Annotated in this window: 14 protein-coding genes; 2 read left to right on the top strand and 12 right to left on the bottom strand. The window is 61.0% G+C overall.

All coding sequences use genetic code 11. The features are described from left to right. Window positions 1-9: 9 nt before the first annotated feature. The 6 genes from AC1DUP_RS08250 to AC1DUP_RS08225 form a co-directional block, all read right to left on the bottom strand. The gene (locus AC1DUP_RS08250; protein ID WP_477832392.1) at window positions 10-510 is read right to left on the bottom strand and encodes a GNAT family N-acetyltransferase; all 501 of its coding nucleotides are present in this window, start codon (window positions 508-510) and stop codon (window positions 10-12) included. Beyond that, window positions 507-1166 (bottom strand): tRNA (adenosine(37)-N6)-threonylcarbamoyltransferase complex dimerization subunit type 1 TsaB, encoded by a 660-nt coding sequence (tsaB, locus tag AC1DUP_RS08245; protein ID WP_477832391.1) that lies wholly within the window; start codon window positions 1164-1166, stop codon window positions 507-509. The genes AC1DUP_RS08250 and tsaB overlap by 4 nt, the downstream gene beginning before the upstream one ends. A gap of 87 nt (window positions 1167-1253) precedes the next feature. Next, window positions 1254-1820, bottom strand: a complete 567-nt coding sequence (locus AC1DUP_RS08240; protein ID WP_113307761.1) for a NifU family protein — start codon at window positions 1818-1820, stop codon at window positions 1254-1256. A 107-nt stretch (window positions 1821-1927) separates the two neighbouring features. After that, window positions 1928-2419: a universal stress protein gene (locus AC1DUP_RS08235; RefSeq protein WP_113298344.1), complete on the bottom strand. Its 492-nt coding sequence runs from the start codon at window positions 2417-2419 to the stop codon at window positions 1928-1930. 75 nt (window positions 2420-2494) lie between these two features. Then, window positions 2495-3559, bottom strand: a complete 1065-nt coding sequence (trpS, locus tag AC1DUP_RS08230) for a tryptophan--tRNA ligase (protein WP_113307762.1) — start codon at window positions 3557-3559, stop codon at window positions 2495-2497. Between the two features lie 89 nt (window positions 3560-3648). Continuing rightward, window positions 3649-4044 (bottom strand): VOC family protein, encoded by a 396-nt coding sequence (locus AC1DUP_RS08225; protein ID WP_113507431.1) that lies wholly within the window; start codon window positions 4042-4044, stop codon window positions 3649-3651. A gap of 187 nt (window positions 4045-4231) precedes the next feature. On the opposite strand from AC1DUP_RS08225, the gene AC1DUP_RS08220 reads away from it, so the two are divergent. Continuing rightward, window positions 4232-4660 (top strand): D-Ala-D-Ala carboxypeptidase family metallohydrolase, encoded by a 429-nt coding sequence (locus AC1DUP_RS08220; RefSeq protein ID WP_113298347.1) that lies wholly within the window; start codon window positions 4232-4234, stop codon window positions 4658-4660. A 91-nt stretch (window positions 4661-4751) separates the two neighbouring features. On the opposite strand, the gene murJ is transcribed toward AC1DUP_RS08220, so the two are convergent. From murJ to mutS, 4 genes are all read right to left on the bottom strand, one after another. Continuing rightward, entirely contained in the window at window positions 4752-6332 is a 1581-nt protein-coding gene (gene murJ / locus AC1DUP_RS08215; RefSeq protein ID WP_113307765.1) for a murein biosynthesis integral membrane protein MurJ, read from the bottom strand. Then, window positions 6329-9220, bottom strand: coding sequence for a [protein-PII] uridylyltransferase (locus AC1DUP_RS08210; protein WP_477832390.1), 2892 nt, complete (start codon window positions 9218-9220; stop codon window positions 6329-6331). Before AC1DUP_RS08210 ends, murJ begins: the two co-directional genes overlap by 4 nt. Before the next feature lie 114 nt (window positions 9221-9334). Next, the gene (locus tag AC1DUP_RS08205; protein WP_113298350.1) at window positions 9335-9610 is read right to left on the bottom strand and encodes a hypothetical protein; all 276 of its coding nucleotides are present in this window, start codon (window positions 9608-9610) and stop codon (window positions 9335-9337) included. Between the two features lie 11 nt (window positions 9611-9621). Continuing rightward, complete coding sequence (gene mutS, locus AC1DUP_RS08200) at window positions 9622-12348, bottom strand: DNA mismatch repair protein MutS (protein ID WP_477832389.1); 2727 nt, start codon at window positions 12346-12348, stop codon at window positions 9622-9624. A gap of 113 nt (window positions 12349-12461) precedes the next feature. Between mutS and AC1DUP_RS08195 the strand changes: the two genes are divergently transcribed. After that, window positions 12462-14747 (top strand): NADP-dependent malic enzyme, encoded by a 2286-nt coding sequence (locus AC1DUP_RS08195; RefSeq protein WP_113298352.1) that lies wholly within the window; start codon window positions 12462-12464, stop codon window positions 14745-14747. A 44-nt stretch (window positions 14748-14791) separates the two neighbouring features. Here the strand turns inward: AC1DUP_RS08195 and AC1DUP_RS08190 are convergent, their stop codons facing one another. Both AC1DUP_RS08190 and olsB read right to left on the bottom strand, forming a co-directional pair. Then, window positions 14792-15427 (bottom strand): bleomycin resistance protein, encoded by a 636-nt coding sequence (locus tag AC1DUP_RS08190; RefSeq protein WP_477832388.1) that lies wholly within the window; start codon window positions 15425-15427, stop codon window positions 14792-14794. Window positions 15428-15544: 117 nt separating this feature from the next. Continuing rightward, window positions 15545-16420: a l-ornithine N(alpha)-acyltransferase gene (olsB, locus tag AC1DUP_RS08185; protein ID WP_477832387.1), complete on the bottom strand. Its 876-nt coding sequence runs from the start codon at window positions 16418-16420 to the stop codon at window positions 15545-15547. Between the last annotated feature and the right edge of the window lie 93 nt (window positions 16421-16513).

Raw genomic sequence — 16513 nt, 5'->3', positions numbered from 1 at the left:
AGAAGGGAACTACCGAAGAACGCGCTTCATGACAAGCGCTGTGGAGGTAGCCCCATTGGCGTCCTTGTAATAGCCCTTGCGCTCGCCGGCCTGCTCGAAGCCAAGCTTACGGTAAAGGCCAAGGGCAGCGATATTGCCGTTGTCGACTTCCAGGAACATGCTCTCGCCGCCGCGAAGGCGTGCTTCGCGTATAGCGGCCTGCATCAGACGCCAGCCGAGGCCGGAATGCGCGACCTTCGCCTGCACTGCGACTGTCAGGATTTCCGCCTCGCCGGCAACCTGGCGCGCAAGGATGAAGCCCGGCAAGGTCTTCTTCAGGATGGCGTTGGTCTGGCGCGCAACAAAGCCGAAGACGGTGTTCTGGGAAAGCAGGCTGTGGAATTCGCCGTCACCCCAGGGGCGCGCGAAGCGTTCGCCGTGGAGGACGGAAACGTCGAGGCAATCCTCGGGCTCCATGACGACAATTTCGAATTCCGGTTTCAGCGTCAGATAGGCTTCCAGCATTGTCATACTCTTGCAACCGCGTACCCGGCCTGCGGTTTGGCATCGGGTCCACGCAGATAAACGGGCTTCGGCTTTCCGGCATTCGGGTTCGCGGCCGCACCGAGGCGGGCCACGATGGAGATCGGGAATGTGTTGACGTGCTCGCCCGTTGCATCGGGCTTCAGGAGCGGAGTCGCAGAACCGGTTATCTCGCCGTCGAAACCGGCGGCGAAAGCCTGGGCCTCCACTACACTCGCCGCACGCGCTTCGTCGAGCGGCGAACCGTCGGCGGCGAAGGACTGGAGATAGATTTCGTCCCGCTTGGCATCCATCGCTGCGAGCACTGCGCAGCCCGGTGTGTTCTCGCGCTGAGCGGCTGCCATGACCTCGAGTGTGGTGATGCCGACGGCGGGGATATTGAGGGAAAGCGCAAAGCCGCGGGCTGCGGCGACGCCGACGCGGATACCGGTAAAGGAGCCAGGTCCGATGGTGACGGCAATGCGGTCGATATCCGAAAGCGCGACGCCCGCCTGATCCAGCGCACGATCGACGATACCCATCAGATGTTCAGCATGCCCCTTGCCGATCATATCCGATGCCTCCCCCAGCATCGTATTCCTGCCGCTGTCATAAACGGCGGCAGCGCAATCTACACCTGCCGTGTCGAGCGCCAGAACGATCATGCCATCAATTTCCGAATAAACTATTGTCGCCCATCCATAAATCCGTCCGACCCAACCCCAGATGAACGGCCGGACGTATCCGAGATTTTAAGCGGCAATCACTTCCTGCACTTCCGGAACGAAATGGCGCAACAGGTTCTGGACACCGTGCTTCAGCGTAGCCGTCGAAGACGGGCAGCCGGCGCAGGAGCCCTTCATGTTCAGATAGACCTTGCCGTCCTTGAAGCCACGGAAGGTGATGTCGCCGCCATCCTGGGCAACGGCCGGACGCACGCGCGTCTCCAGCAGTTCCTTGATGGTCAGCACGATCGATTCGTCACCCTCGTCGAAGAATTCGTCACCCGCATCGGCATCTTCCGACAGGATCGAGGCATCGCCCATGACCGGCTTGCCGGACATGAAATGCTCCATGATCGAGCCGAGGATGGCCGGCTTCAGATGCTGCCACTCAGCATCGTCCTTGGAGACGGAGATGAAATCATAGCCGAAATAGACGCCGGTCACGCCCGGGATATCGAAGAGGCGGGCGGCGAGCGGCGAAGCCTGGGCTTCATCGGCGTTGCGGAATTCGGCCGTGCCGTTTTCCATCACGACCTTGCCGGGAAGGAACTTCTGTGTTGCCGGGTTCGGCGTGGCTTCGGTCTGAATGAACATCTCGCTCTCCGTGCGGCGGGCCGTGACCTCTGCCGTCTTTAGAATTCTTCAAAAGAAAATAAGCCTATTGTCCGGCCAATTCAAGAGACTGATACTCAAGAAATGACTTAACACAGGGCGTCGATTTCTTCGTTGGTCAGCGTGTCGGGAAGCACGGTGACGGGAATGGGAAAGGCCGCTCCCCGTCCGGCGATAGACGAAACCAGCGGTCCCGGTCCTTCCTTGGCGGAGCTTGCGGCAAGCACGAGGATGGCGACGTCCCGATCTTCTTCGATCACCGCATTGATTTGCTCTGCCGAGTTGCCTTCGCGGATGACAATTTCAGGCTCGATGCCGATCGTCTCGCGTACGATCTGCGCGATCTTGGCGACGGTGGCTTCCGCCTCCTCCCGGGCTTCCGCCCGCATGATCTCCTCGACGCCAAGCCATTGCTGGAAATCGCCTTCCGGGATCACATAGAGAAGGATGAGGCCGCCATTGGAATTCTTGGCGCGCCGTCCGGCATAATGGACGGCGCGTTGGCATTCAGGAGTCCCGTCAATCACCGCTATGAATTTGCGGCGATGACCTTCGAGCCGTGAGAGTCGCTTTGATACCATGGTGCGAACTCTGACACCTGAGACCAAAAATTTGCAAGCCCCCGTTTTGCACGGGAGCTCTGCATGTCGATCGGACTAGTAGAGGAAGCCGATGATCTCTCGAAGTTCGCGCATCGTCACGTCGGCGCGTGCCCTTGCGCGTTCATTGCCGTTGCGCAGGATCGCGTCGATATGGCTCGTATCGCTCATCAGGCGGCGCATTTCGCCAGTGATCGGCGAAAGCACCTGAACAGCGAGATCGATCAGCGCCGGCTTGAAGACGGAGAACTGCTGGCCGCCGAATTCTGCGAGCACCTGCTCCTTCGACTGGTCGGCGAGTGCCGCATAGATCGAAACGAGGTTCTCGGCTTCCGGCCGGCTTTCCAAACCGGCGACTTCGCTCGGCAATCCATCAGGATCGGTCTTGGCCTTGCGGATCTTCTTGGAGATCGCATCCTCGTCGTCCATCAGGTTGATGCGCGAAAGGTCCGACGGGTCGGACTTCGACATCTTCTTCGTGCCGTCGCGCAGCGACATGACGCGCGGTGCCGGCCCGCCGATCAGCGGTTCGACCATCGGGAAATAGGCATGCACCGGCTCGTTGCCGACAGTGATGTCGATCCCGTAGTTCGTCTTGCGGATATGCGAGCCGTAGTCGAGGTTGAACTTCATCGCGATGTCGCGGGTGAGCTCCAGATGCTGCTTCTGGTCCTCGCCGACGGGCACATGCGTCGCGCGGTAGACGAGAATGTCGGCAGCCATCAGGCTCGGATAGGCGTAAAGACCGAGCGAGGCCTGCTCGCGGTCCTTGCCGGCCTTGTCCTTGAACTGCGTCATGCGATTCATCCAGCCGAGGCGGGCGACACAGTTGAAGATCCAGGCGAGTTCGGCGTGCTGCGGTACGGCGGACTGATTGAAGACGATATGCTTTTCGGCGTCGATGCCGGAAGCGATGAAGGCGGCCGCGATCGAGCGCGTCTGCGACAGCATGTCCTCGTGGACGAGTTGCGCGGTCAGCGCATGCAGATCGACGACGCAGTAGATGCAGTCGTTGCCGTCCTGGAGCTGCACGAAGCGACGGATCGCCCCGAGATAATTGCCGAGATGCAGATTGCCCGTCGGCTGAACGCCGGAGAATACGAGCTTCTTGAATTCGCCCATGATGTTGTCCTCGATTAGGCTGGTGGAGGGCCTGACTGTGCCATTAACGCCGCGGCTTATGCACGCGTGGCCGCTCGCAATCAAGGGGTTCAGCCCGCGGCATGCTGGATCAGATCGAACGTGTTGCCGTAAGGATCCGCAAAGACTGCGACGGTGCCGTAAACCTCGTGCCGTGGCTCCTCCAGAAAGCGCACCCCGGCTGTTAGCATCGCAGCATGGTCACGCGCAAAATCATCGGTTTTCAGGAAGAAACCCACACGTCCGCCGGCTTGGTTACCGATGGCTGCTCGCTGCGCTTCATTTGTCGCCTGTGCCAGCAAAAAGGCTGCCCCATCCCCGCCCTTCGGCTTGACGACGACCCAGCGCTTGCCTTCCGGCTGCACTTCATCTTGAAGGCATTCGAAGCCGAGAGCCTCACAATAGAAGGCTTTGGCGCGATCATAATCATCGACGACGAGGGTGACGAGGAAGAGGGATTGGGTCACGGGGATCTCCAGATTAGGAAGGTTATTCCATTTATATGGGGGAAAATGCCGGATTTTACGCCAAATTGATCAGCGCGCTTAGCTAAAATGGAGTATAAAATTTCACAGAAAAGCTTTCTTTGAACTGAAAATCCTCTCGCCGGGCTGGCGGCCCAAGGGGCCGTCGGGATAACCGATCGGAGGGACCATGCAGAACGCTAGTTTGCTCGCCATGGCAGGCCTTTTCGCCCTACAATCAGCAACGACTGCCGTCGGTCAAGATAATCGACGGCAGACTACCCAGCTTCCCAAACACGAGACGCGTATAGCCTACACGATGCAGACCGTCAGTGTTCGCGCCGGCTGTTTTCCGGTGCGATTGCGGGCGATTTTGTCGCATATCGCGGCAAAGACCGGCCGCCGCCCGATGATAACGTCGGGCTTCCGGCCGCATCCCCGCCGCCACGGCTCCCTGCACGGAACGTGCATGGCAGCCGATATCAGGATTCCCGGACTGTCGGAGCGGACGATCATCGCGGCCGCGAAAACCGCACCCGGGATAGGTGGGATCGGCAGCTATTGCAACGGCATCATCCACGTCGATGTCGGGCCGCAGCGACGATGGGTCGATTGCTAAAGCAATTCCAGCGATTTTGCGCGCGGAATTGCGCAAAAACAAAGGGATAGAGTATCCCATGCTTCGAAGGAAAACCGGAGATACTCTGATCTCAGGCGTCTTTCGCGGGTGCCGGCTTGCGGTTGAGATTGCGGCGGATCATGCCGAGGTCCGCGCCGCCGATCAGGAAGGCGGTCGCGAAATAGACGACCATCGAAATCGCAATCAGCAGGCCAAGGGTGCCGACCTTGGTCAGAAGCGGCGCGCCCGAGGCGAGCCAGGGCTCCCAGTGCTGCTTGAGGTAGATGATGACGGCGCCCATGACGGCAGAGGCGACGATCAGAAGGACGGCGCGTTTGGCAAGCGCCCATTCCCATGTCAGATGACCGCGTCGCAGAAGTGTCGTGAAGAGCAGCACGGTGCTGATCCAGCCGGCGGTGGCCTCGGCCACAGCGATTCCGGGTGCACCTATGTAGGGAAAGAGGGTCAGCGCCGTGGCGCAGTTGACAGCGACGGCGACCGCCGAAAAACGCATCGGCGTCTTGGTGTCCTCGCGGGCATAAAAGCCCGGCTGCAGTGCTTTGATCAGCACGAAAGCCGGCAAGCCGATGCCGTAAATCGCAAGGATCGAGCCGACGATAACAGTGTTTTCCTGGTGGAAGGCGCCGCGCTCATAGAGCACGCGGATGATCTCGTCCGAGAGGATCCACAGCGCGAAGGCGGCTGGGATCGTCAGGAACAGGACGAACTCGATCGAGCGGTTCTGCAGAAAGGCGGCCTCGCGTAACGCTCCGCCCTTGAGCGAACGGGCAAGCTCGGGCAGCAGCACCACACCGACGGCGACGCCGACGACGCCGAGAGGGAGCTGGTAGATACGGTCGGCATATTGCAGGGCGGCGATGGCGCCTTCGCGGGAGGAGGCGATCGCCTGGCCGATGAGCTGGTTGATCTGCGTGATGCCGCCGGTGACGGCGGCCGGAACGGCAAGGATCAGCAGCCGCTTGACGTTCGGCGTCATCTTCGGGAAGCGGATGCCGATGCTCATGCCGGCATGCAGTACACCGAGATAGACGACGGCGAGCTGCAGGACGCCGGCCGCGAGCACGCCCCAGGAGAGATACCAGGCCGTCGTCAATGGGTCGGCGCCGGTATAGAGCGCGTAGAACAGCGCCCCGATCATCACGACGTTGAGGAAGACCGGTGCCACGGCCGCGGCGAAGAAGTGGTGCAGCGAATTCAGCATGCCGCTCATCATCGCCGTCAGCGACATGCACATGAGATAGGGGAACATCACCGCCGCCATTCGGATGGTGATGTCGAACTTCTCGGGATCATCCGCAAAGCCCGGCGCGATGACGAAGCGCACGAGAAGCGGCATGGAAAACTCCATCACGATGGTGATGAGCAGCAGCACGGAAAAAAGAACGCCGAACACCTCTTCCGAAAAGCGCTTGGCGCCGTCCGTGCCGTTCGCCTCGATCTCCTTGGCAAAGAGCGGCACGAAGGCGGCGTTGAAGGCGCCTTCGGCAAAGAGCCGACGGAACAGGTTCGGGAAGCGGAAGGCTGCATAGAAAACGTCGGCCATCGGCCCTGTCCCCAGCGCCGCCGCCATCAGCGTTTCGCGGGCAAAACCAAAGATGCGGCTGCCGAGCGTGGCGCCGCCGACCGTGGCAAATTTCTTGACGAGGCTCATGTGGGGGAACCGGCTTTCTTTTCGGCCGCAGTAGCGAGAGGCGCGATGATGCCTGATGGCATGCGTTCGCGCAGTTCGTCCTGCTCTTCGGCCATGACTGCTTTCATGCGGGCGGTGATATTGGCGCGCTTGCTGTCGCCGGAGATCTTCTGGCCGACGAGATCGGTGACGTAGAAGCTGTCGATGACTTTTTCACCAAAGGTGGTGATCCGCGCGGACTGGATGTCGAGCGAGAGATCCGACAGCACTGCCGTCATTTCCGACAGCAGGCCCGGCCGGTCGAGGCATTCCACCTCGATAACGGTGAACTTGTTCGACAGGCTGTTGGTGATCGTCACCGACGGCGGAATGATGAAGGCCTTGCTCTTCTTGCGGTGTTTGGTGCGGGTCGCGATCACCTCGGGCAGGCGCTTGCGGCCGGAAAGCACGTCCTCGATCATCCGGCCGATCGTGGCTGCACGGCGAAGCTCGTCCTCGTCATTCGGAAACTCGCGGCTGACATGGATCGTATCGAGCGCCCGGCCGTCCGAAGTCGTGAAGATCTGCGCATCGACGATATTGGCACCGGCAGCCGCACAGGCGCCGGCAATGACGGCGAGCAGGCGGGGATGGTCGGGTGAGAGAACGGTGATTTCGGTGATCGCGTGGAAGCTGTCGGTGCGTACCGAGGTTGCCAGCGCCTGGCCGGCCTTGTCGGCCTGGCGGATGAAATGTGCATGGCGTATCTGATCTTCCAGCGGCACGGAGAGCAGGTAGGGCTGGTAATGCAGCTTGGCGTAAGTGCGGCGGTCCTTCTGGCTCCAGTCGGAAAGCGCCGCATAAAGCGCCTCGGCAGCAGCCTGGGCGCGCTCTTTGCGCGACACTTCGGAGAAGCCGCCGGCCAGCAGCAGCTCCGTCTCATAATAGAGTGTGCGCAGCAATTGTCCCTTCCAGCCGTTCCAGACGCCCGGTCCGACGGCGCGGATGTCGCAGATCGTCAGGATCAGCAGCATCTTCAGGCGGTCCAGAGACTGAACGCGATCGGCGAAGTCGGTGATCGTCTTGCGGTCCGTCAGGTCGCGCGTCTGCGCGACCATCGACATGGTCAGATGTTCCTCGATCAGCCAGACGACGATTTCGGTCTGCTTCTGCGACAGGCCGAAGCGGGCGCAGAGCTTGCGGGCGACGCGTGCACCGGCAATCGAATGATCTTCCTGCCGGCCCTTGGCCACATCGTGCAGCAGAACCGCGACATAAAGAGCCTCGCGATCCTCGATATGCGGCATCAGCTTGTTGGAGAGCGGGTGCAGTTCCTCGGCCTTGCCCTTGTCGATTTCCGACAGAACATCGATGGCGCGGATCAGGTGCTCGTCGACAGTATAGTGATGATACATGTTGAACTGCATCATCGCGACGATCTTGCCGAATTCGGGAATGAAGCGGCCAAGCACGCCGGCCTCGTTCATGCGCCGCAGGATCAGCGCCGGATCGCGCTTGGAAGTGAGGATCGACAGGAAGAGCCGGTTGGCCTCGTCATTCTCGCGCAGATCGTTGTTGATGAGGTTGAGCGAGCGCGTCACGCGCTTCAGCGCATCGGGATGGAATTCGAGCCCGTTGATATCGGCGACGTGAAATAGTCTGATAATGCTGACCGGATCGCGCTTGAGCACATCAGGATTGGCGAGCGTGATGCGGCCGCGATCTTCCACGAACTCGACGCTGCCGGGGATCTTGCGATTGCGGTGCGTAAAGCGGCTGATGACGCCCGTCAGGCCGGGGATCGACTTCGCCTGCTGGTCTTCGAGTGCGGCGCAGAGGATGCGCGTCAGGTCGCCGACATCCTTGGCGACAAGGAAATAGTGCTTCATGAAGCGCTCGACGGCCGAAAGGCCGGGGCGGGAATGATAACCGAGCGCCTCGGCGATCTCGCGCTGGATATCGAAGGAAAGACGCTCCTCGGCCTTCCCGGTCAGGAAATGCATGTGGCAGCGCACGGCCCAGAGAAAGTCGTCGGCCTTTTCCAGCAGCCGGTATTCCTGCTTCGACAGCACGCCGAGCGGCACCAGATCGGCGGGGTCGCGCACATGGTAATAATATTTCGAAATCCAGAACAGCGTGTGCAGGTCGCGAAGGCCGCCCTTGCCTTCCTTGACATTCGGCTCGACGAGGTAGCGCGTGTCGCCGGCCTTGCGGTGGCGCTCGTCGCGTTCGGCTAGCTTGGCGGCGATGAATTCCGGTCCCGTGCCGGTGACGATTTCCTTGTCGAAGCGGGCTTCCAGCTCCGTTTCGAGCGGCTTCAGCCCGCAGATGTACCGCATCTCCAGAATGGCGGTGCGGATCGTCATATCCGACTTGGAAAGCGCGATGCATTCCTCGACGGTGCGGGTCGCGTGGCCGACCTTGAAACCCATGTCCCACAACATGTAAAGCATGAACTCGACGGCTTTGTGCGTCTCTTCCGCCGGCTTCGGCAGGAACAGGAAGAGCAGATCGATATCGGAGCCGGGCGCCAGCGTGTCGCGCCCATAGCCGCCGACCGCCGTGACCGCGAACTTGTCCTTCTGTTTCGGAAAGACATGCGCAGTCGCGAAATTGTAGAGAACGGCGATGATCTGGTCCTGCAGCCAGGAAATCCGGTGCGCGCAGTCGAGCCCGCCCCCCTGGGCGTCGAGCAGTTCGCGCGCCTTCCGGCGTCCTTCAACACTCGCCTTCTTCAGAACGGAGAGAAGATCGTTGCGCAGAACATCCGGACGGTTGCGGTTAGCCTCGGCAATGGCGTCGCATTGCCCCTGCAGCAGTTCCACGTCGAGGATTTCTGAGAAATCGCTGGTGCGCGTTGCCATCGGCTGGGCGATTTCCTGTCCGGTCCTGGCCGCTTGCTCGTGGCGCGCCTCTGGTTTCGTCTGCATGCGCTATAGCCTCTTTGCCCGCCTGGTGACACAGCCGTCCATATTGCATGAACCTTTAAATTTGGCGAAATGGTGTTGGCAAGCCGTCGGCCACGGACGCTTTGCCGCAAGTTCTCAGGCAGACGGCTGTGTCAGCAGCGTATTGAGAACCTGCCGCGTCTCGCTCATGATGCCGTCGAGCGTCGCCTTGTCGCATTCGCGGTATCCAGCGTCAATGATTGCACCGCTGAACGCGCCGATCTTCAGGCAGGAACCAGTGATCTTCGCCATGCCGATCGGCGTGTTCCAGCCGCGCGCCTCCAGATTGCCATCAGATTGTTTCATGATCTCCAGCATCGAGACGATGACGGAGAGGCGCTGCGTTTCCTGAAGCAGTTTTTCCATGAACACGGGCGCGGCTCCTACTTCATTTTCTTTTTAAGGTCGTAAAGCGCGTCGAGCGCCTCGCGCGGTGTCATATCGTCGAGGCTCATCGCCTTCAGGGTTTCTTCGACCTTGGAAGGCCCGCGTGCCGCCTCTTCACGGCGCACCGCCACCTGGAAGAGCGGCAGGTCGTCGATCAGCTGGCTCGCCGGGTTCTTGCGGTCGGCGTCTTCGAGGCGGGTCAGCACGTCGCGTGCGCGGGCCACGACGGATGCCGGCAGTCCGGCAAGCCGCGCGACCTGAATGCCGTAGGACCGGTCGGCTGCACCCGGACCGACTTCGTGGAGGAAGATGACGTCGCCGTCCCATTCCTTCACGCGCATTGTTGCGTTCGATAGCCGGGCAAGCTTTTCGGAGAGGACCGTCAGTTCATGGAAATGCGTGGCAAAGAGCCCACGGCAGCGGTTGGCCTCATGCAGATGCTCGACAGCCGCCCAGGCGATGGAAAGACCATCGAATGTCGCAGTACCCCGGCCGATTTCGTCTAGAATGACCAGCGAACGATCGCTGGCCTGATTAAGGATCGCCGCAGTCTCGACCATCTCCACCATGAAGGTGGAACGCCCGCGCGCCAGATCGTCGGATGCGCCGACGCGTGAGAAAAGCCGGTCGACGATGCCGATATGCGCAGACGTTGCCGGCACGAAGGAGCCCATCTGCGCAAGAATGGCGATCAGCGCGTTCTGGCGCAGGAATGTCGACTTACCGCCCATGTTCGGGCCGGTCAGCAGCCAGATCGCGCCATCCTTGCCGTCGGAGACGGGCGACAGATCGCAATTGTTGGCGACGAAGGGACCGGTGGAATGCCGACGCAGCGCCTGTTCGACGACAGGGTGGCGGCCGCCTTCGATGGCAAACATCTTCGAGCCATCGACCAGCGGCCGGCAATAAGCCTGTTCTTCGGCAAGCAGCGCCAGGCCTGCGGCAACATCGATGACGGCGAGCGCCCGCGCGCCGGCCTTGATTGCTTCGGCCTCGGCGACGGTCGCTTCCGTCATCCGGTCGAAGGCGAGGAATTCGATCTGCAGTGCGCGGTCGGCGGCGTTGGCGATGCGGCTTTCGAGATCGGCAAGCTCGGTCGTGGTGAACCGCATGGCATTCGCCATCGTCTGGCGGTGGATGAAGCGGGCTTTCGCCTCCGATGTATCGGTCATCGGTCCGGCATTGCCGGCGGTAACCTCGATGAAGTAACCGAGAATGTTGTTGTGCTTGATCTTCAGCGACTTGATGCCGGTCTCTTCGGCATATTGCAGCTGCAGGCCGGCAATGACGCGACGCGACTGGTCGCGTAGCGCCCTGACGTCGTCGAGGTCGGCATTGGCACCATCGCGCAGGAAGCCGCCATCGCGTTTCAGGAGCGGCAGTTCCTCTGCAAGGTTCTCCGCGAGCAATATTTCGAGGCCGGACGGCAGGGCTTCCAGCCCCATGCGGGCCTGTTCCAGCTCTTCCGGCAGCATGACGTTTCCCAGCAGGCCGGCAAGATGCGCGGCAGTGCCCAGACCCTGCCGGATTGCCCAGAGATCGCGGGGGCCGCCACGGTCGAGTGCCAGGCGGGAGAGCGCCCGCGGCATGTCGGGCACATGTTTCAGGGCATCGAGCAATTCGCCGCAGAGCGACGGCTCCTGCATCAGGAAGCCGATTGAATCCAGCCGCTCGTTGACACGGGCGGGATCGGTGAGCGGCGACATCAGCCGTTCGGCCAGCAGCCGCGCTCCGCCGCCGGTAGTTGTCCGGTCGATCGCCTTGAGCAGCGCGCCGTTACGATCGCCGGACAGCGTGCGCACAAGCTCCAGATTGGCGCGTGTGGCCGGATCGATGAACAGCGTCGAGGCGCCGCTCTCCCGTTCCGGCCTGCCGAGTGGCGGCCGTTCGGCAATCTGGGTCTTTTCCACATAGGCAACGGCTGCTGATGCTGCCGCAAGCTCAGCGCGTGAAAAACTGCCAAAGCCGTCAAGCGTCGAAACGCCGAAATAGCGCGCTATGCGGCCTTCCGCCGTCGCGCTGTCGAAAAGCACAGCCGGCTGTGGAACGGCGGTGCGGCCGAGCACATCGAAAACGGGCTTCAATTCCGGATCGTGGAAGATCGTGTCCGGAACGATGAGTTCGCGTGGGTCGATACGCAGGATATCGGCAAGCAGCCGCGAAGCCTCGGTCTCGGCCAGCCGGAAGACGCCGGTGGAAATATCGATCCAGGCAAGCGCCAGTACCGGCTCCGAAGTGCCGCGGATGCGCGACAGCGTCATCAGATAGTTCGATTCCGAAGGAGAAAGCAGCTTCTCCTCGGTAATGGTGCCCGGTGTAACGAGGCGGACGACATCGCGCTTGACGACGGATTTCGATCCGCGCTTCTTGGCTTCCGCCGGATCTTCCACCTGCTCGCAAACCGCGACGCGATAGCCGAACGCGATCAGCTTCTGCAGGTAATCGTCGGCCGCATGCACCGGCACGCCGCACATCGCAATATCCTGCCCCATGTGCTGGCCGCGTTTGGTCAGCGTGATGCCGAGCGCACGCGAAGCCTCGAGCGCATCCTCGAAGAACAGCTCGTAAAAATCGCCCATGCGATAGAAGAGCAGCGAATCCGGATTGTTCGCCTTGATCTCGATATATTGCTCCATCATCGGCGTCGCCGAGGCGCGACTTTCTTCAGTCGCGAGCTCGGCTGCAGAGAAGGCTTCGTTTCTGGTGTCTATTCGTGCGTTCACGGAGGTGCAGTTTTTCCCAAAAAACAGGTGCCAACCCTATCCGGCCGCCGCTATAGATGACAACAGCAATTGGGGAAGAGGAAAACGTCACCCACAAGACGTTTGGAGGAGGCATGTCCCAGATGGAGAAGAAAGAACGGTCGGTAACGTCTGTCACCGACAAGGAAGCGCTTGAATTTCACGCGATGGGGCGGCCCGGCAAGCTGGAGATCAACCCGACCAAGCCGATGGCGACGCAGCGCGATCTCTCGCTTGCTTACTCTCCCGGTGTCGCGGTGCCGGTCAAAGCCATCGCTGAAGATCCGGCGACGGCTTACGATTACACGACCCGCGGCAACATGGTTGCCGTCATCTCCAACGGCACGGCCATCCTCGGCCTTGGCAATCTCGGCGCTCTGGCTTCCAAGCCGGTCATGGAAGGCAAGTCGGTTCTCTTCAAGCGTTTCGCCGACGTCGATTCCATCGACCTCGAAGTCGACACGGAAAATGTCGACGAGTTCATCAATTGCGTACGTTTCCTCGGCCCCTCCTTCGGCGGCATCAATCTGGAAGACATCAAGGCGCCGGATTGTTTCGTCATCGAAAGCCGCCTGCGCGAGCTGATGGATATTCCTGTTTTCCATGACGACCAGCACGGTACTGCGATCATTGCCGCCGCCGGCCTGATCAACGCGCTGGAACTGACGGGCCGCGACCTGAAGACGACGAAGCTCGTCTGCAACGGTGCCGGTGCCGCCGCCATCGCCTGCGTCGAGCTCATCAAGTCGATGGGCTTTGCGCCCGAAAATATCGTCCTGTGCGATACCAAGGGCGTCATCTATCAGGGCCGCACCGAGGGCATGAACCAGTGGAAGTCGGCGCATGCGGCCAAGACCGACACGCGTACGCTGGAAGAGGCGATGAAGGGCGCGGATGTCGTTTTCGGCCTGTCGCAAAAGGGCGCCTTCTCCGAGGAGATGATCCGCTCCATGGCCGACCGGCCGATCATCTTCGCCATGGCCAATCCCGATCCGGAAATCACGCCGGAGGAAGTCGCCCGTGTCCGCGACGACGCCATCATGGCGACCGGCCGTTCGGACTACCCGAACCAGGTCAACAACGTTCTGGGTTTCCCCTATATCTTCCGCGGCGCCCTCGACGTCCGTGCCTCGACCATCAACGATGCGATGAAGATCGCCGCCGTGAAGGCGCTCGCGAGCCTCGCCCGTGAGGACGTGCCTGATGATGTCGCGGCCGCCTATCAGGGCAACCGCCCGCGCTTCGGCGCGCAGTACATCATCCCGGTTCCTTTCGATCCGCGCCTGATATCAGCCATTCCGGCGGCCGTTGCCGAAGCGGCGATCGAAAGCGGCGTCGCCCGCAAGATCATCACTGACATGGCCGGCTACAAGCGCGAGCTTTCCGCTCGTCGCGACCCGATCGCCTCGACATTGGCGAGCCTTTACGAACGCGTGCGCCGGCATCCGAAGCGTGTTGTTTTCGCCGAGGCCGAAGAGGAACAGGTGCTACGCGCCGCCATGGTCTATGCCAACCAGCAGCTCGGCACCGCCATCCTGCTCGGCCGCGAGGATCTGATCCGCGCAACGGCCGAGCGCGCCGGCATAGACCTCAATCGTCCAGGCCTCGAGATCGTCAACGCGCGCATCTCGACCCGCGTCGAGGCCTATATCGATTATCTCTATGCCCGCCTGCAGCGGAAGGGCTACTTGCACCGCGACGCACAGCGCCTGATCCACAATGACCGCAACCATTTCGCTGCCACTATGGTGGCGCTAGGCGATGCCGATGGCATGGTGACGGGCATCACCCGCAACTATTCGACGGCACTCGAAGATGTGCGCCGCTGCATTGACCATAAGCCGGGCCATCGCGTGATCGGCGTGTCGATCGCGCTTTGCCGCGGCCGCACGGTCTTCGTTGCCGACACTGCGGTTCACGATATGCCGACGGCCGAGGAGCTTGCCGATATTGCAGAGGAGGCCGCAGGTCTCGCGCGCCGCATGGGCTACCAGCCGCGCGTCGCGTTGCTCGCCTATTCCACCTTCGGCCATCCCTCGGGTGAGCGTTCCGAGCGTGTGCGCGAAGCTGTGAAGATCCTCGACAAGCGTCGCGTCGATTTCGAGTATGACGGCGAAATGGCCGCCGACGTTGCCCTGAACCGTAAGGTGATGGAGCAATATCCCTTCTGCCGCCTCTCCGGTCCGGCCAACGTCCTCGTCATGCCGGCATTCCACTCGGCATCGATCTCGACCAAGATGCTGCAGGAACTCGGCGGCTCGACGGTCATCGGACCCATCCTCGTCGGCCTCGACAAGGCGGTGCAGATCACGTCGATGGGCGCCAAGGATAGCGATATCGTCAACATGGCTGCGATTGCGGCCTATGCTGCCGGCTCCTGATAAATAAGAGAGGGCGGACCGCTGATGTGGTCCGCCCGAACGGCTTATCCCGCAAAAGCGATCAGATTTCCATCTGGATCGCAGACGATGAATGTTCTGGCACCCCAGGGTTCCAGCCGCAGCGGCTGATGAAACGGAACGCCGTTTGCGGTGTATTCGAGAAAAAGCGCCTTCACGTCATCAAGCGTAATCGTCGCGGACAGGATATCCTTCTCACGTTGGCGAATCTCCGGATGGAAAGCCGGCATTTCGACGTGTCGAAGGTTGAGCCTCGCCGCACCGCGAACGACCTGTGCGTAGAAGGGCGGCTCGCCATAAATTAAGCCAGGAGCGAAGCCGAGTTTCTGTGAGTAGAAATCACAGGCAGCGTGAATATCGCTCACGAAAAGCTGCGGTTGGGCATCGAGCAGTGTCGGTTGGGAGGCAGATTTCTGTCCAGTTGTTGCATTCATGTCGGTGAGCCCCTTTTTGAGCGCCGACCAGCTTTCAAAGCCCTCCTGTGCCGCCACGAGTTCCTGCGCATCGGCAAGCTTGAATTCAAGCTCCAGGATTTGCTGGTCGTTGAGATGGCGGTAACGGGCAAGCCACCAGCGGATCTCCGCAGCGACAGGATAATAGCGATCCTGATGCCAGCGTTTAAACTGCTTGGCTTTCTTTCTGAGGTTTTCGAAATTCGGCATGGCGCAAGGTTTTGATGTTGTAGGCGGGCATAGCCCAGCCGGCACCATTGCCGATGCGCCCTACTGAAAACGCCTGATAAGAACGAATTGACGAGACGCAGCCGTCAAGCGGCCGCCTCAGCTTGCGAAACGGCCTGCATTCGCACCGTAATAGTTCAGATAACGATCGGAAATGCTTGATATCGGCAGCACGATCAGCACGTCGGTCGTATTGAAAGCCTGGTCGACAACTGCGTGGGAGCCGACCATGGCGCCAAGGCGCAGGTACCCCTTGATAAGCGGCGGCAAGGCCATCAGCGCCCTTTTCGGATTGACGCCTTCGGCCGGCATCAGGTCCATGTCGCGCGCCAGATGCGGCAGCGCGCCGACGGCCCATTCATCCTTGGCGAGCACGCTGTGGTAGAGGAAGGAGAGAGCCAGAGCATGACTTTCCGGGTGAACGCCCGGGAAGGAGGCGCAGCCGAACATGGCGCTCATGCCGTGCTTCAACGCATAGGCCCAATTGCCCTGCCAGAGCAGTTCGACGATGCGCTTGGTGCGGTATTCCGGCAGCACGCAGGAGCGGCCGAGTTCCATGAAGCGCTTGTCGGGATGGCGGGCGATGAGCTCATCGATCGCAAATTCCGAAGCCGAGTAAAAACCGCCATTGGCCATGGCGACGTCCTGCCTGAGCAGGCGGTAAGTGCCGACGATCTGGTCTTCGGTATCGCCCTCGATCGAGCGGTCGAGAACCAGAAGATGGTCGCAGAAGGCGTCGTAAGCATCGACATCGCGCTCGCGACGCATGGCGTCCGCCGGCAGCTGAGCCTTCATTTCCTCGACGAAGACACGGTAGCGCACGGACTGAGCGGCATCGATCTCGCTCGCTGTACGGGCGAGGCGGGTTTCGAGATTGCCGATGCGGCCAAAAACGTCGCCTTCCTTCGGGGCAGCAGCCGTTGACGGCCGGGAGACCTCGGCGGTAGCGTCACAATTAAGGATGTCAACAGACATGGCGATTCTCCCGTCTCCGGCTTATCACACGCCATAAAACACTTATGTACGACAGGAAAGTGACATACCGAATTTGTGCACGCAAGAAACGTG

The sequence above is a fragment of the Rhizobium sp. 01L419 genome, from assembly GCF_056400025.1.
The sequence above is the reverse complement of the archived record's forward strand: the minus strand, read 5'-3'. Positions and strand labels throughout refer to the sequence as shown.

Excerpts from the sequence above, each read along its gene's own strand:
- AC1DUP_RS08250 (WP_477832392.1), bottom strand. The coding sequence starts at position 510 with ATGACAATGCTGGAAGCCTATCTGACGCTGAAACCGGAATTCGAAATT.
- tsaB (WP_477832391.1), bottom strand. The coding sequence starts at position 1,166 with ATGATCGTTCTGGCGCTCGACACGGCAGGTGTAGATTGCGCTGCCGCC.
- AC1DUP_RS08240 (WP_113307761.1), bottom strand. The coding sequence starts at position 1,820 with ATGTTCATTCAGACCGAAGCCACGCCGAACCCGGCAACACAGAAGTTC.
- AC1DUP_RS08235 (WP_113298344.1), bottom strand. The coding sequence starts at position 2,419 with ATGGTATCAAAGCGACTCTCACGGCTCGAAGGTCATCGCCGCAAATTC.
- trpS (WP_113307762.1), bottom strand. The coding sequence starts at position 3,559 with ATGGGCGAATTCAAGAAGCTCGTATTCTCCGGCGTTCAGCCGACGGGC.
- AC1DUP_RS08220 (WP_113298347.1), top strand. The coding sequence starts at position 4,232 with ATGCAGAACGCTAGTTTGCTCGCCATGGCAGGCCTTTTCGCCCTACAA.
- murJ (WP_113307765.1), bottom strand. The coding sequence starts at position 6,332 with ATGAGCCTCGTCAAGAAATTTGCCACGGTCGGCGGCGCCACGCTCGGC.
- AC1DUP_RS08210 (WP_477832390.1), bottom strand. The coding sequence starts at position 9,220 with ATGCAGACGAAACCAGAGGCGCGCCACGAGCAAGCGGCCAGGACCGGA.
- AC1DUP_RS08195 (WP_113298352.1), top strand. The coding sequence starts at position 12,462 with ATGTCCCAGATGGAGAAGAAAGAACGGTCGGTAACGTCTGTCACCGAC.
- AC1DUP_RS08190 (WP_477832388.1), bottom strand. The coding sequence starts at position 15,427 with ATGCCGAATTTCGAAAACCTCAGAAAGAAAGCCAAGCAGTTTAAACGC.
- olsB (WP_477832387.1), bottom strand. The coding sequence starts at position 16,420 with ATGTCTGTTGACATCCTTAATTGTGACGCTACCGCCGAGGTCTCCCGG.